Genomic DNA, 15,643 nt, shown 5'->3' on the forward strand with positions numbered 1-15,643 from the left:
GAGCGATCGGCCTCCCCCAGAAACGCACTTACTTGTGTGTACGCTGCCGAGCTTAACCTCTCTCGCTGGGTACAGGGACAACATACAAGGAGCGAGCATGCTCGCGATGGAGATCAACGATGACGCGGGGAGCCTGACACCCCGCGGTGCTCTCAGGTTTTTCGCGAGCATGCTCGCTCCTACAGGGCCCGCCGCGATGGGCCATCCTTGGCCCAGCGCGGCTAAACCGGCATCCATGCCGGTTTACCCACTGCGCAGAACCTCCACTCGGCCTCTCGATGGGGCAAGAAAATCAAAAGCCAAAGCAAGGCGAGGCGGCCTTAAAGCCGACCTGATTGCAGGTCTGTCCGCGATCCAACTGTGGGAGCGAGCTTGCTCCGGGCGGCGTTCCGACGATGGTCTTCCAAACAACGCGCCCATCCAGACAGGACGCGTTATCGTTGACGTCCATCGCGAGCAAGCTCGCTCCCACAGGGGATCAGGTACATCCGTAAAAGTCAGGTCGGCTTTAAGGCCGCCTCGTTTTGGCTTTAGATTTGGGCGCCCCGTTAAACCACGATGGCCGAACGCAGGCATTGCGCAGTGGGTAAACCGGCAGGACGCCGGTTTAGCCGCGCTGGGCCATGGATGGCCCATCGCGGCGACCCACGGAGCAATGCCGGAGTGAGGGCATGCCGAGCTCTAGCGAGGCACCGAGTGGTGGGGCAAAGCCTTTTGCTTACTTTTCGGCGTTTGGAAAAGTGAGTCGCTGTAAGAGCGAAACCATAAGTAGCCGTTACCGCAGCAATGGATATGTACCCGGCGAACCACGACCATGCCCCGCACTGCAGGGCATGGTCATTAGGTTCGCGTCAGTTTTTATCCAGGTCGACGTTACGTGTCTCACGCAGACACAGCATCCCCACCACCAGGCTCACCCCGGTGATCAAGACCGGGTACCACAGCCCGTAGAAGATGTCGCCGGTGTAGACCACCAAAGCAAATGACACCGTCGGCAGGAACCCGCCGAACCAGCCATTGCCGATGTGGTAGGGCAGGGACATCGAGGTGTAGCGGATGCGGGTAGGGAACAGTTCGACCATCAGCGCCGCCAGCGGGCCGTAGCACATGGCGGAGATGATGATCAGCGCGACGATCAGGGCCACGATCATCGGCTTGTTGATCTGCTGCATGTCGGCTTGTTGCGGGTAACCTGCCAGGGTCACCGCGCCACGCAGGGCCGCTTCGTCGAAACCGTCGATCTTCACGTCACCGATGCTGACCTGAACACCGCTGCCGGCCGGGGCCGCTGCGCTCTGGTAGGGCAGGCCCTGCTTGACCAGGAAGGTCTTGACCTTGTCGCATGGGCTGTCGAATTTCGCCTTGCCCACCGGGTCGAACTGGAAGGTGCAGGTGGCCGGGTCCGCGAGCACGGTAATCGGGGCCTGGCGGCTGGCCAGGTCAATGGCTGGGTTGGCGTAGTGGGCCAAGGTCTTGAAGATCGGGAAGTACAACGCAGTGGCAAGCAGCAGGCCAAGCATCAGCACGGGTTTGCGCCCGACCTTGTCCGACAGCCAGCCGAAGAAAATGAAGAAGGGGGCACCGATGGTCACACTGACGATCAGCAAGCCGTTGGCCACCGCGGGATCCATTTTCAGGAACTGGGTGAGGAAGAACAACACATAGAACTGCGCAGCGTAGAAGGTCACCGCTTGCCCGGCGTTGATGCTGAACAGGGCGATCAGTACCACCTTGAGGTTTTCCCACTTGCCGAAGGAATCGCGGATCGGCGACTTGCTGAGTTTGCCTTCCTCTTTCATCTTCACGAACGCAGGCGACTCGTGCAGGCTCAGGCGAATCCAGGTCGAGATGCCCAGCAGAATGATCGAAAACAGGAACGGAATGCGCCAGCCCCAGACTTCGAACTGATCACCCGTGAAGTAGCGGCAACCGAGGACCACCAGCAGCGACAGCAACAGGCCAAGGGTGGCGGTGGACTGGATCCAGCTGGTGTGGAAACCGCGCTTGCCGATCGGCGCGTGCTCTGCCACGTAGGTCGCGGCGCCGCCGTATTCCCCACCCAGCGCCAGGCCCTGGAGCATGCGCAGCACTACGAGGATGATCGGCGCGGCAATGCCGATGCTCGCGTAATTCGGAAGCAACCCGACGCAGAAGGTTGCCACGCCCATGAGCACGATGGTGGCGAGGAAGGTGTATTTGCGCCCGATCATGTCTCCCAACCGGCCGAACACCAGAGCGCCGAACGGCCTGACAATGAAGCCGGCGGCAAACGCCATCAAGGCAAAGATGAACGCCGTGGTGTCGTTGACCCCGGCGAAAAATTGTTTGCTGATCACCGCCGCGAGGGCGCCGTAGAGGAAAAAGTCATACCACTCGAAGACCGTCCCGAGCGACGAGGCGAAGATGACTTTCTGGGTTTCCTGGCTGGTGCCCGCGCTGCGCACGGCTTCCAGGGGCTGAACGTGTTCTGACATATCGGTATCCCTCACAGTGATTGTTTTTGTTGTTCCACTGTCGGCACAGGCCTTGTGGGCTGGTGCCGCGTTTATCCATAAAACGGGTGTACCCGTTACCTTGTAGGAGCGAGCATGCTCGCGATGGTCGTCAACGATAACGCTGGAAACCTGACACCACGCGGCGCTCTCAGGTCCATCGCGAGCAGGCTCGCTCCTACAGTGTCCGTGTAGGGTTCACGGATGCGTGGCCAGTTCCTTTGTCAGGGTGATGCTCCTTGTGTCAGGGTCAAGAATGAGTTCCGCAGCTTTCTCCGCGATCATCAGCGTAGGCGAGCAAGTATTACCCGAGGTGATGCGCGGCATGATCGAGGCATCAGCAATGCGCAGGCCGGGGATGCCGTGCACACGCAGTTCGGCATCGACCACCGCGTCCGCGTCGTTGCCCATCCGGCAGGTGCCGACGGGATGAAAGATGGTGGTGCCGATCCGCGCGGCGGCTTCGTGCAGTTGTTCTTCGCTTTGCAGGCTGTCGCCGGGCAGGTATTCGACCGGCTTGAACGCTTGCAGGGCCGGCGCGGCAACGATGCGCCGGGTCAGGCGAATGGCATCGGCGGCGACTCGCAAATCTTCCGGGTGGCTCAGGTAATTGGGTTGAATCAGCGGCGCTTGCTGTGGATCGGCCGAGCGGATCTCCACCTTGCCCCGGCTTTGCGGACGCAGATCGCAAACCGATGCGGTGAAGGCAGGGAAGGCATGCAACGGCTCACCAAAGCGCTCCAGCGACAGCGGTTGCACGTGGTACTCCAGATTCGCCGACGTCTGCTCCGGCCCGGAGCGGGCAAAGGCCCCCAGTTGACTCGGCGCCATCGACAACGGACCACTGCGGTCATACAGATAACGCAGGCCCATGCCCATCTTGCCCCACAGGCTGCCGGCGATCTGGTTCAGTGTGCGGGCATTTTCCAGTTTGTAGATCAGCCGTAGTTGCAGGTGGTCCTGCAGATTGCCGCCGACGCCGGCCAGTTCATGGACGACGCCAATGCCCAGGCGTTGCAGTAGCGGGCGAGGGCCGATGCCGGAACGCTGGAGGATGCTCGGTGAGCCGACGGAACCGGCGCACAGGATGATTTCCTTGCGCGCCTTGAAGGTCTTGGCCTGGCCTTGCCAGCGGGCGCTGACCGCCGACGCGCGCGCGTTTTCCAGCAGCACGCGGTCGACCTCGACACCAGTCAGCACCGTCAGGTTGGGGCGCTGGCGGATCGGCTTGAGGAACGCCTTGGCCGCATTCCAGCGGATACCAGCCTTCTGGTTGACCTGGAAATAGCCACAGCCTTCGTTGTCGCCCTGGTTGAAGTCATCGATGCTGGCGATGCCGCTCTGCTCGGCTGCGCTGCGGAAGGCATCGAGAATCGGCCAGGACAAGCGCTGGCGTTCAACCCGCCAGTCGCCGCTGGCGCCGTGAAAGGTTGATTCGCCGGCAAAATGGTTTTCGCTCTTCTTGAACAACGGCAGCACGTCCTGCCAGCGCCAGCCGGGGTTGCCGTCGGCCGCCCAGCCATCGTAATCGCCGGCCTGGCCGCGCATGTAGATCATGCCGTTGATCGACGAGCAGCCGCCCAGGACTTTGCCGCGCGGGTAACTCAGGGTACGACCCTGCAGGCCCGGTTGCGCCTCGGTCTTGAAGCACCAGTCGGTACGCGGGTTGCCGATGCAGAACAGGTAGCCCACCGGGATGTGAATCCAGGCGTAGTTGTCGCGACCGCCGGCTTCGAGCAGCAGCACGCGGTGTTGTGGGTTGGCCGACAGTCGATTGGCCAGCAAACAACCGGCCGGACCGGCACCGACCACGATGTAGTCGTATTCATCAAGGGAAGCGTGCATCCCTGACCTCGCTTGTTGTTCTTGTTGGGGATCATCCTAGTTGTTAGCTTTCGTTAAAAGAATGTTAGTTTTTACCCAGCTGCTGTTCGTTTTTAAACAACGCTGACCTAAGGATGGACGATGTTCGACTGGAATGACCTGCGGTTCTTTCTCGAGCTACAGCGTAGCGGGCGTTTGCTCACCGCCGCGCGCCGTTTGAACACCACCCATGCGACCGTGGCGCGGCATATCGAGGCCGTTGAAAAGAGCCTGGGCACCGCACTGTTCGTGCAGCATGCCCAGGGTTACGAGCTGACCCCGGCCGGCGAAGCATTGCTCAAGCACGCCGAGGCTATGGAGAACGTCGCGCTGCTGGCGCAGGAAGAAATCACTCAATCCACCGCACCGCTGGGCAAGATCCGCGTGGGGGTGACGGAAGGGCTGGGCATCATGTTCCTCGCCAGCCGCATGAACGGCCTGTTCGAGCGTTACCCAGGGCTGGAGGTGGAGCTGGTGGCGGTGCCGCGCTTCGTCAGCATCCTCAACCGCGAGGCGGAAATCAGCATCCACCTGGAGCGCCCGGCTGCCGACATGCTGGTCACGCGCAAGCTGACGGACTATCGCCTGGCGCTCTACGCCAGCCAGGACTATCTCGACCGTTCGCCGGCGCTGCGCAATCGTGAAGATCTGGGGCGGCATGCCTGGATCGGCTACGTTGACGACTTGCTGTTCAGCCAGGAACTGATGTTCCTCAACAGCTTCTGCCGCAACCCGCAGGTGGTGTTCCACAGCACCAGCGTCATCGCCCAGCAACAGGCCGCGCGGGCTGGACTGGGTATCGCCGTGCTGCCGTGCTACATGGCCAGTGCCGATCCCGCGCTGGTGCCGCTGTTCCCGCAAGAGAGCATCCTGCGCAGCTACTGGATCAGCACCCGGCGCGAGCTGCACAAATCGGTGCGGCTGCGGGTGATGTGGGATTACGTGGTGGAGTTGTGTGAGCGTGAGCAGGACCTGCTGCTGGGCCCCAATCCCCCTCAGATCCTGTAGGAGCCAGGCTTGCCGGCGAAGAACGATAACGCGGTGTTACAGATACATCGCGGCGCCTGGTTCGCCGGCAAGCCTGGCTCCTACAAAGCGTATTTCAGGGGAGGATTTCGAACGCCGTGCTGGCCAGTAGCTCCCCATTCACCAGCACATGCACTGCATGCTTGCCCGCGTAATGCCGGCGGGTAGTCAGTTCCTTGATGTGCTGGCCGCGGGCGATGGAGTGCGTGGCGTTGCCTGGCAGCGTCAGGGCCTTGAGCTTGAAGACCTTGGCCGAGGTGTTGCCGTTGGCCTTGACGTAATCGATGGCGTAATCGATCACCAGGCGCTGGCTGTCATGTACCGTGGATTTGACCACAAAGGACAGGGTGATTTTTTCGCCGAGCCCGATCACCGGCGGATTGACCTGTACATCTATGATCTGGACCTCAGGCTTGTCGCCCGCGCCAATGATCGCCAGGGCACGCATGTTGCCCTGTTTGATCAGGCTGCGCAGGGCGTGCCTGGCGATCCATGCGGTGTGTGGGTTGTCCAGCGACCAGCCCTCGATGAGGTCCAGCACCCACTCGGGATGGTCCTTGGTGATGTCGTTGAGGTGGTTGGCCACGGACTTGCGCACGTAAAGGCTGGTGTCGGCCTTGAGGTTGTCGAGAATCCCGGCGGCCAGTCGCGGGTCGGCCTGGACCTGCTCCAGGCGAAACGACCACGGCAGGCGCGGCCGGCAACCTTCGCTGGCGAGGCGCCGGACATGCTCGTTGGCGTCCAGCGACCAGGCATGCATCAGCTGCAGCGAGCGTTGCATATCGCCACGCAGGAAATGGCGGACGGCGAATTCCGAGGAGCCGAACGCGGTGAAGTACTTGAGCGCGTCCATCGACAGTTCGAACCGGTCAGCACCATAAGTCGCCACGTAATGCGGCAGGCACATACTGACAAAGCCGCTGTTGAGGCGAGGGGCGAGGGCGCGCAATACCTCCAGCGACGCTTCATAACCCAGCGGCAGTACCGCGTGCAGGCATTCGCTGACGCGGGCCAGGCGCTGCATCACCGACAACTCGGCCAAGCCGTTGTTGGCCAGTTTCAGGAAACCCTTCGCATCGAAGCCGGGATACACCGCCGTCATCTCGGTGGCGATGTGCCGCAGGCGTTCGGCGTTGAAAATTTCCTTGAGAGCAGGGAAAGATGTGTCGCCAGCCATGGAGGGCTCCAGTGCGCGTTATCGTTCTTCGCGGGCAAGTCGGATCGCCGCATCGCACGCTCCTACAAGCGAAGAGGCCGGCAAATTCACCTCAACCGTTCTTCGCTTGCTCTTCCAACTGGTCCGACTCGAACAACCGTGCCAGTTCCGCCCGCGCTTCCTGCGCCGTCTGCTTGACCTTCACCGCGTCGTCGTAAATCGCATGCTGGGCTTCAAGCACCTGCTCGTCGTGATGTTTGAAACGCTTGATCCGTGCATCGGCCTGGGCCGGGGTCAGTCCCAGGCCGATCAAGGTCTGCCGGCTCATTTCCAGGCTGGAGTAAAAGGTTTCGCGCACCGCATGGGCACCCAGGTCCACCAGTCGATGCACATGCTGGCGGTTGCGCGCCCGGGCAATGATCTTGATGTGCGGATAGAGCTTGTGCACCAGTTCGGCGGTCTTGATGTTGGTGTCCGGGTCGTCGGTGGCGATGACGAAGAATTCGGCGTCTCCAACCTTGGCCGCACTGAGGATTTCCGGACGCATCGGGTCGCCGTAGTACACCGGCACGCCGCCGAAGCTGCGCGACAGTTCGATGGTTTCCACCGAGGTGTCTAGGGCCACGAACTTGATGTTCTGTGCCCGCAGGATGCGCGCGACGATCTGCCCCATACGGCCCATGCCGGCGATCACCACACGGGGTTCATCGGCGTCGATTTCGCGGAATTGCTCCGGCACCGTCACCGGTTGCACCTTCGGGCTGACCAGACGGGCGCACAACAGCAGCAACAGGGGCGTCAACGCCATCGACAGGGTGATCGCCAGCACCAGCAAGTCGTACAGGCGCGGATCGAACAAGTCATGATCACGGCCGATCTTGAACACCACAAAGGCAAACTCACCACCGGCCGCCAGCACGATGCCCAGGCGAATGGCACTGATCTTGTTCAAACCGCCGGCCAGTCGGCCCACGACAAACAGCAACGGCAGCTTGACGGCGATCAGCAGCACGGTCAGCCCCAGCACCACGATGGGCTCGCTCAGCAGCAGACTCAGGTTGGCGCCCATGCCGACGCTCATGAAAAACAGCCCCAGCAGCAGGCCCTTGAAGGGTTCGATCTGCGCTTCCAGTTCATGCCGATATTCGGAGTCCGCCAGCAGCAGGCCGGCAAGAAATGCGCCGAGGGCCATTGAAATACCGGCCAGGTCCATCAGCCAGGCGGTGCCCATCACCACCAGCAACGCGGTCGCGGTGGACACTTCCGGCAAGCCGCTCTTGGCGACCACGCGGAACACCGGGCGCAGCAGGTAGCGCCCGCCGACCACCACAATGGCGATGCTGATCAGCACGCGCAGACCCTGGTTCACATCGTCGGCCGCGCTGAGGTTTTCACTGCTGCCAGCCAGCAGCGGCACCATGGCGATCAGCGGAATCGCGGCGATGTCCTGGAACAGCAGGATCGCGAACGCCAGGCGCCCGTGGGGGCTGGTCAGCTCCTTGCGTTCGGCCAGGCTTTGCAGACCGAACGCGGTGGACGACAGGGCCAGTCCCAGGCCCAGCACGATCGAGGTGTTCAGGGGTTGCCCGAAGACATACAGCGCCAACACGCCCAGCAGCGCCCCGGTCAGCAGCACCTGCGCCAGGCCCACGCCAAACACCGCTTTGCGCATCACCCACAACCGTCGTGGCGACAACTCCAGACCGATGATGAACAGCAGCAGCACCACGCCGAGTTCCGAGATGTGCGCGACACTTTCCGTATTGCCGATCAGGCCCAGCCCCGAGGGGCCGATGATCACTCCGGCAAACAGATAACCCAGCACCGCACCCAGTTGCAGGCGCTTGGCCAGGGGAACGGTGAGTACGGCCGCGAGCAGAAACACGACTGCGGCTTGCAACAGACTGCCTTCATGGGGCATGAAAAAAACTCCATCAACTCGGTACGGCGGGTCGACAAGGATAAAGGCAGGTCTTGGTTCAAGGCTATCGCGGGAAACAGTAACGAGCGGTCAATGCCGCGACGCTACAACAATTCACCTATGTCCCAGAGCCGTACAAGCTCATCGGGGGCCTGGTTTTCCGGCACTTTCAATACCATCTGGTCGTCCTGCTCGCCTTCGCGGTAGCGCAGCTCGATCTGGTAAAAACGCTGATCGCCACCGCCTGTGGCCGAGTTGGCCAGCGGCAGGCAACCTTCAAGCAGTACACAAATGCGCGAGCGCTGCTCGATATTGCATTGAGCGAATTCGATCTCCCGGGGGCGCGTCAAGGCCTGGATCGCTGCGAAGCCGCCCTGGCGTGAGAGGCGCACAACCGCCCGGTCGTCCAGGGTTGGCAGGGTTTTCATGGTGCCTCCCGCGTCGAATCGACGCCCACTTCCGACCAGCCACGCTGCACCGCCCGGGCTTCATTGGCGGTGAAGCGCCGGCGCGCATGCTCGACGGTCAGTTTTGCAAAGGCACTGAATGACGTTTCGCGGCTCAAGCGCTTGTCGCACAGTGCGTCGTACCAGATCAGCCCGGCTTTTTCCCAGGCAAATCCGCCCAAGGCCTTGGCGGCCAGATAAAACGCCCGGTTGGGAATGCCTGAGTTGATGTGCACGCCGCCATTGTCCTCCTGGGTGATCACGAATTTGCGCATGTGATCCGGTTGCGGGTCCTTGCCCAGCAGCGGGTCGTCATAGGCGGTGCCCGGGTGGGCCATCGAGCGCAAACCGATGCCCTTGATGCGCGGTGTCAGCAAATCCGCGCCGATCAGCCAGTCCGCCTGGTCGGCGGTGTGCCCCAGTAGATATTGCTTGGTCAGGACGCCAAATACATCCGACAGCGATTCATTCAACGCCCCGGACTGGTCGGCATACACCAGGCCCGCTTCGCTCTCGACCACACCGTGGGTCAGTTCGTGCCCGACCACGTCCAGCGAGCGGGTGAAGCGCTGGAAGATTTCGCCATCGCCGTCCCCGAAGACCATCTGCGAGCCGTTCCAGAAGGCGTTTTCGTAGTCCTGGCCATAATGCACGCTGCCGATCAGGGCGAAACCTTTATTGTCGATGGAGTCGCGGGCCAACACCTTCCAGAAGAAATCGTAGCTGGCCCCCAGTGCGTCGTAGGCTTCATCGACCGCCGGGTCACCGCTCGGTGCCTGCCCTTCAAGGCGCACCGGCATGCCGGGCAAGAGCATTTTGCCCTGGGCATCATGCACGCTGCGCTGAGCCTGGCCAGGTTTGCCGGGGGGGGGCAGGATCGCGGCGGCAGCAGAGCGTACCGGTGGGCCAGGCGGGTGCCACAGGGTACGCACATGGACCAGCGTGCTCATCGCGCTGGAACGCTGGCGTTCAGAACCATGCGCGACGATACGATGCAGAATGTACGGCGGAATGAAACTGCGCAGGTCGGTCATCAGAGCATCCTTTCTTATCGCGAAGACGATACTTTTGTGAGCGGCGCAGGGGCATTCGGTTCCGCGGGTTGCCATCGGCAGCGGATTCTGCGAAAACCTCCGTCCGCGCCCGCAAGTCCAGGGCACTGTAGATGAGTTAAGAACATGAACGACGAACTGCAAATCATTGATCTTGAGCCGGGTGACGGCAAGGCCGCCGTCAAAGGCGCGCTGATCACCACCCAATACCGCGGCTGGCTGGAAGACGGTAGCGAATTCGACTCTTCCTACAGTCGAGGCAAACCCTTCCAGTGCGTGATCGGCTCAGGGCGGGTGATCAAGGGTTGGGACCAGGGCCTGATGGGCATGCGGGTCGGTGGCAAGCGCAAATTGCTGGTCCCGGCGCACCTCGCCTATGGCGAGCGCACGATGGGCAAGATCACGCCGAATTCGAACCTGATATTCGAGATCGAGTTGCTGGAAGTGCTGACGCGGGATGATTGAAGTGGCAAAAAAAGTTCTTCACGCAATCCTGAGAAACATAGAAACAAGAACGCCGATCCGTTGAGACCGTTTGTATCCCTGTAGGAGCGAGCATGCTCGCGATGGACGTCAACGATGACGCGGGGATACTGGATACACGCGGTGCATTTGAGATCATCGCGAGCGTGCTCGCTCCTACAGGGGAAAAGCCCAAAAAAAATCGCCGCCTTCGAATTCGAGGGCGGCGATTTTTATTGCAGGGGGGCGTCAGGTCAAACCTTGACGATCCAGCCCGCTGGCGCTTCGACGTCGCCGGTTTGCACGCCGGTCAGCTCTTTGTAGAGCTTCTGGGTGATCGGGCCGACTTCGGTTTCGCTGTGGAACACGTGCAGGTGGTCGTTGTAGTCGATGCCGCCGATTGGCGTGATCACGGCTGCAGTACCACAAGCGCCGGCTTCCTTGAAGTCCGCCAGCTTGTCGATGAACACGTCACCTTCGATCACTTCCAGGCCCAGACGCGATTTCGCCAGCTCGATCAGCGACAGGCGGGTGATGCCCGGCAACACCGACGGCGAGTTCGGGGTGACGAACTTGTTGTCGTGGGTGATCCCGAAGAAGTTGGCCGAACCGACTTCCTCGATCTTGGTGTGGGTCATCGGATCCAGGTAGATGGCGTCGGCGAAGTGGGCTTTCTTGGCCTTGGAACCCGGCATCAGGCTGGCCGCATAGTTGCCGCCGACCTTGGCTGCGCCGGTGCCTTGCGGGGCCGCGCGGTCGTAGCTGGAGATCTGGAAATTGTGCGGGGTGAGGCCGCCCTTGAAGTAGGCGCCGACCGGGATGCAGAAGATCGAGAAGATGAACTCGGGTGCGGTACGCACGCCGATGTTGTCACCCACGCCGATCACGAACGGACGCAGGTACAGCGCGCCGCCGGTGCCGTAAGGCGGGATGAAACGCTCGTTGGCGCGGACCACTTCCTTGCACGCTTCGATGAACTGCTCGGTGGACACCTGTGGCATCAGCAGGCGCGCGCAGCTGCGTTGCATGCGTGCGGCGTTCTGGTCCGGGCGAAACAGGTTGATCGAACCGTCCTTGCAACGGTAGGCCTTCAGGCCCTCGAAGCATTGCTGGCCATAGTGAAGGGCCGTGGAGCCTTCGCTGATGTGCAGCACATTGTCTTCGGTCAGGGTGCCTGTGTCCCACTCGCCATTACGCCAGTGCGACAGATAGCGCTTGTCGGTCTTGATGTAGTCAAAACCCAGCTTGTCCCAATTGATGCTTTCGTTACCCATGACACCCTCTATCACTTAACAACCGCCGAAACGGTTCAATGTTTCTGACGTTTTCTGGATGGGGACAACAATACTTCATTCCGGGCCGAAATCGCAGCCTGGATTGCGTTCCTTTGATCGTTCCCACGCTCTGCGTGGGAATGCAGCCCGGGACGCTCCGCGTCCCAAGAGCGGACGCGGAGCGTCCGTTGAGGCATTCCCACGCAGAGCGTGGGAACGATCAGGGTGAGTTAGTTACAGATGCAACGCGTGGCCGAGAGCACGCAACGCCGCTTCCTGCACCGCCTCACCCAAGGTCGGATGCGCATGGATGGTGCCGCCGATGTCTTCCAGCCGCGCGCCCATTTCCAGGCTTTGCGCGAACGCCGTGGACAATTCGGATACTCCGACCCCCACCGCCTGCCAGCCAACGATCACATGATTATCCCGACGGGCGACCACCCGTACGAAGCCGCTTTTGGACTCCAGCGTCATCGCCCGGCCATTGGCGGCGAACGGAAAGTTCGACACGATGCAGTCAAGGCCTGCTGCCTTGGCTTCGTCCGGGGTCTTGCCGACCACCACCAGTTCCGGGTCGGTAAAGCATACGGCGGCGATCGCGGTGGGGTTGAACTCGCGGCTCTTGCCGCTGATCAGCTCGGCCACCATCTCCCCCTGGGCCATGGCCCGGTGGGCGAGCATCGGTTCGCCACTGAGGTCGCCGATGGCATACACGTTGCGCATGCTGGTCTGGCAGCGGTTGTCGATCTTGATCGACGCGCCGTTCATCGCAAGGTTCAGCGCTTCGAGGTTCCAGCCCTGGGTGTTCGGCTTACGGCCCACGGCGACCAACACCTGGTCGGTCTCCAGATTCAATGTGTGACCATCTGGCGTACTGACTTGAAGCGTATTTGCATTTGAATCAAAGCCTTGAACGCGGTGGTTCAAGTAAAGCCTTACACCAAGCTTCTTCAGTTCTTCATGCACCGGCTGGGTCAATTCCGCGTCGTAGGCGGGCAGGATGCGTTCCTGAGCCTCGACGACGCTGACGTCGGTACCGAGCTTGCGATAGGCAATCCCCAGCTCCAGACCGATGTAGCCGCCACCGACCACGATCAACCGCTTCGGCACGGACGTCGGCGTCAGGGCTTCGGTGGAGGAAATGATCGGCCCGCCAATCGGCAGTATCGGCAGGTCCACGCTTTTGGACCCAGTGGCCAGCACCAGGTGTTCACAAATAATGCGCGTTTCGCCGACGTCGACGGTTTTACCGTCAACCACTTTGGCCCAGCCTTGAATGACCTGGACCTTGTTCTTTTTCAGTAGCGCCGCGACGCCGGTGGTCAGGCGATCGACAATGCCGTCCTTCCACTCGACGCTTTTGCCGATGTCCAGCGTGGGTGCCGACACGGTGATGCCCAACGCCGACTGCTGGCTATGCTGCCGGGTCTGATGGAACTGCTCGGCGACGTGAATCAGCGCCTTGGACGGGATGCAGCCGATGTTCAGGCAGGTGCCGCCCAACGATTCGCCTTCCACCAGAATGGTTGGAATGCCCAGCTGGCCGGCACGGATCGCGGTCACATAACCGCCAGGGCCGCCGCCGATGATCAGCAGCGTAGTGTGCAAAGTTTGCATGACTTACTCCACAAACAAGGTGGCGGGTTGTTCGAGCAGGCCGCGCACGGCCTGGATGAAGAGCGCCGCGTCCATGCCGTCGACCACGCGGTGATCGAAGGAGCTGGAGAGGTTCATCATCTTGCGGATTACGATCTGGCCTTTGACGACCATCGGGCGTTCGACGATTTTGTTCACGCCGACGATCGCCACTTCCGGCAGGTTCAGCACCGGGGTGCTGACGATGCCGCCCAACGCGCCGAGGCTGGTCAGGGTGATGGACGAGCCGGACAGTTCATCGCGGCTGGCCTTGCCGTTACGGGCGGCAGTGGCCAGACGGGAGATTTCCTGAGCGCTGTCCCACAAGCTGCGGGCTTCAGCGTGGCGTACCACTGGCACCATCAAACCGATATCCGCCTGGGTGGCGATGCCGACATGCACCGCGCCTAAGCGGGTGATGACCTGGGCTTCGTCGTCGTAGCGGGCGTTGATCTGCGGGAAATCACGCAGGGCGACGACCAGGGCACGGACCAGGAACGGCAGCAAGGTCAGCTTGCCGCGGGTGGCACCGTGTTTTTCGTTGAGGTGCGCACGCAGTTCTTCCACGGCAGTGACGTCGATTTCTTCGACATAGCTGAAGTGCGCGGCACGCTGGGTGGCGTCTTGCATGCGCTGGGCGATCTTGCGGCGCATGCCGATCACCGGGATCTGTTCTTCGTCGTTGCGCTGGGCGTAAGCGCTGCTGACGATCGAGGCATTCGACTGACCCTGGGCCAGATAGGCGTCGAGGTCTTCGTGCAGCACCCGACCGGCAGGGCCGCTGCCGCGCACCAGGCGCAACTGGATACCGAGGTCCAGCGCATGCTTGCGCACGGCCGGGGAGGCCAGGGGACGCTCATCGGCTTCGCGGGCGACCATCGGGCCCTGGCATACGGCAGCTTTCGGCGCTGCGGCAGCGACCGTTTTGGTTTCCATTACGGTTTCGGCTTTCGGCGCTGCGACTGGCGCCGCTTTAACAGGTGCCGGTTGCGCCGACTCCTTAACGTTGCCCGCGCCTTCGACTTCAATACTGATCAGCACACTGCCGACCGCCATCACTTCACCTGGCTGGCCGCCAAGGGCAATGACCTTGCCATGCACGGGCGATGGAATATCCACCATTGCCTTATCGGTCATGACATCGGCCAGCACCTGATCCTCGACGACCATGTCGCCGACCTTGACGTGCCACTGTGACAATTCTACTTCTGCAATGCCTTCGCCAATGTCCGGCATTTTAATGACGTGCGTGCCCATTCAGACCTCCATGACCCGTTTCAGCGCCGCGCCCACACGGGACGGCCCAGGGAAATACGCCCACTCTTGCGCGTGCGGGTAGGGGGTGTCCCAGCCGGTGACGCGTTCGATTGGCGCTTCCAGGTGGTGGAAGCAGTGTTCTTGCACCAGCGACACCAGTTCGGCACCGAAACCGCAGGTGCGGGTAGCTTCGTGAACCACGACGCAACGGCCGGTTTTCTTCACCGACTTGACGATGGTCTCCAGGTCCAGAGGCCACAGGCTGCGCAGGTCGATCACCTCGGCGTCGATGCCGGTTTCTTCAGCGGCGACTTGCGACACATACACGGTGGTGCCGTAGGTCAGGATGGTCACGTCCTTGCCCGGACGGGTGATGGCGGCGACGTCCAGCGGCACGGTGTAGTAGCCGTCCGGCACTTGCGCGGCCGGGTGTTTCGACCACGGGGTCACCGGGCGGTCGTGGTGGCCGTCGAACGGGCCGTTGTACAGGCGCTTGGGCTCGAGGAAGATCACCGGGTCATCGTTTTCGATGGAGGCGATCAGCAGGCCCTTGGCGTCGTAGGGGTTGGACGGCATGACGGTGCGCAGGCCGCATACCTGGGTGAACATCGCCTCGATGCTCTGGCTGTGGGTCTGGCCACCGTAGATGCCACCGCCGCACGGCATGCGCAGGGTCATCGGTGCGGTAAATTCTCCGGCCGAGCGATAACGCAGGCGCGCAGCTTCGGAAATGATCTGGTCGGACGCCGGGTATACATAGTCGGCGAACTGGATCTCGGCCACCGGACGCAGGCCGTAGGCGCCCATGCCCACGGCCACGCCGACGATGCCGCTTTCGGAGATCGGTGCGTCGAATACGCGGGACGTGCCGTACTTGGTCTGCAGGCCTTCGGTGCAGCGGAACACGCCGCCGAAGTAGCCGACGTCCTGGCCGAATACCACGACGTTGTCGTCACGCTCAAGCATCACATCCATGGCCGAGCGCAGGGCCTGGATCATGGTCATGGTGGTCGTGGTCATGGCGGTTTCCAACTCGATTTTGTTGTTGTGATCGTTCAT

General features: G+C 61.7%; 12 protein-coding genes. 2 read left to right on the forward strand and 10 right to left on the reverse strand.

Features of this window, described 5'->3' with window-relative positions:
• Positions 1 to 851: 851 nt before the first annotated feature.
• On the reverse strand, positions 852 to 2,474 hold the full coding sequence (locus tag ACA054_RS13185; RefSeq protein WP_497689771.1) for an MFS transporter: 1,623 nt from the start codon (positions 2,472 to 2,474) through the stop codon (positions 852 to 854).
• A gap of 216 nt (positions 2,475 to 2,690) precedes the next feature.
• Entirely contained in the window at positions 2,691 to 4,337 is a 1,647-nt protein-coding gene (locus ACA054_RS13190; RefSeq protein ID WP_497689772.1) for a GMC family oxidoreductase, read from the reverse strand.
• Between the two features lie 120 nt (positions 4,338 to 4,457).
• On the opposite strand from ACA054_RS13190, the gene ACA054_RS13195 reads away from it, so the two are divergent.
• Entirely contained in the window at positions 4,458 to 5,363 is a 906-nt protein-coding gene (locus ACA054_RS13195) for a LysR family transcriptional regulator (protein ID WP_497689773.1), read from the forward strand.
• A 94-nt stretch (positions 5,364 to 5,457) separates the two neighbouring features.
• Here the strand turns inward: ACA054_RS13195 and ACA054_RS13200 are convergent, their stop codons facing one another.
• From ACA054_RS13200 to ACA054_RS13215, 4 genes are all read right to left on the reverse strand, one after another.
• On the reverse strand, positions 5,458 to 6,558 hold the full coding sequence (locus tag ACA054_RS13200; protein ID WP_497689774.1) for a DNA alkylation repair protein: 1,101 nt from the start codon (positions 6,556 to 6,558) through the stop codon (positions 5,458 to 5,460).
• Between the two features lie 91 nt (positions 6,559 to 6,649).
• The gene (locus ACA054_RS13205; RefSeq protein ID WP_497689775.1) at positions 6,650 to 8,458 is read right to left on the reverse strand and encodes a monovalent cation:proton antiporter-2 (CPA2) family protein; all 1,809 of its coding nucleotides are present in this window, start codon (positions 8,456 to 8,458) and stop codon (positions 6,650 to 6,652) included.
• Positions 8,459 to 8,562: 104 nt separating this feature from the next.
• Entirely contained in the window at positions 8,563 to 8,886 is a 324-nt protein-coding gene (locus tag ACA054_RS13210) for a protealysin inhibitor emfourin (RefSeq protein WP_497689776.1), read from the reverse strand.
• Positions 8,883 to 9,938: a M4 family metallopeptidase gene (locus tag ACA054_RS13215; protein ID WP_497689777.1), complete on the reverse strand. Its 1,056-nt coding sequence runs from the start codon at positions 9,936 to 9,938 to the stop codon at positions 8,883 to 8,885. The genes ACA054_RS13210 and ACA054_RS13215 overlap by 4 nt, the downstream gene beginning before the upstream one ends.
• 144 nt (positions 9,939 to 10,082) lie before the next feature.
• On the opposite strand from ACA054_RS13215, the gene ACA054_RS13220 reads away from it, so the two are divergent.
• Entirely contained in the window at positions 10,083 to 10,421 is a 339-nt protein-coding gene (locus tag ACA054_RS13220) for an FKBP-type peptidyl-prolyl cis-trans isomerase (RefSeq protein WP_497689778.1), read from the forward strand.
• A 251-nt stretch (positions 10,422 to 10,672) separates the two neighbouring features.
• Here ACA054_RS13220 and ACA054_RS13225 read toward each other — a convergent pair whose 3' ends face one another.
• The 4 genes from ACA054_RS13225 to ACA054_RS13240 all read right to left on the reverse strand — a co-directional run bounded on the left by ACA054_RS13225 (position 10,673) and on the right by ACA054_RS13240 (position 15,643).
• Positions 10,673 to 11,692: a branched-chain amino acid aminotransferase gene (locus ACA054_RS13225; RefSeq protein WP_497689779.1), complete on the reverse strand. Its 1,020-nt coding sequence runs from the start codon at positions 11,690 to 11,692 to the stop codon at positions 10,673 to 10,675.
• 234 nt (positions 11,693 to 11,926) lie between these two features.
• Positions 11,927 to 13,309 carry a dihydrolipoyl dehydrogenase gene (gene lpdA / locus ACA054_RS13230; RefSeq protein ID WP_497689780.1) on the reverse strand — a complete coding sequence of 461 codons (1,383 nt, stop codon included), beginning with the start codon at positions 13,307 to 13,309 and terminating at the stop codon, positions 11,927 to 11,929.
• Between the two features lie 3 nt (positions 13,310 to 13,312).
• On the reverse strand, positions 13,313 to 14,584 hold the full coding sequence (locus ACA054_RS13235) for a dihydrolipoamide acetyltransferase family protein (RefSeq protein ID WP_497689781.1): 1,272 nt from the start codon (positions 14,582 to 14,584) through the stop codon (positions 13,313 to 13,315).
• The gene (locus tag ACA054_RS13240; RefSeq protein ID WP_497639573.1) at positions 14,585 to 15,643 is read right to left on the reverse strand and encodes an alpha-ketoacid dehydrogenase subunit beta; all 1,059 of its coding nucleotides are present in this window, start codon (positions 15,641 to 15,643) and stop codon (positions 14,585 to 14,587) included. It lies immediately after the preceding gene.

Source organism: Pseudomonas sp. LBUM1653 (genome assembly GCF_059716115.1).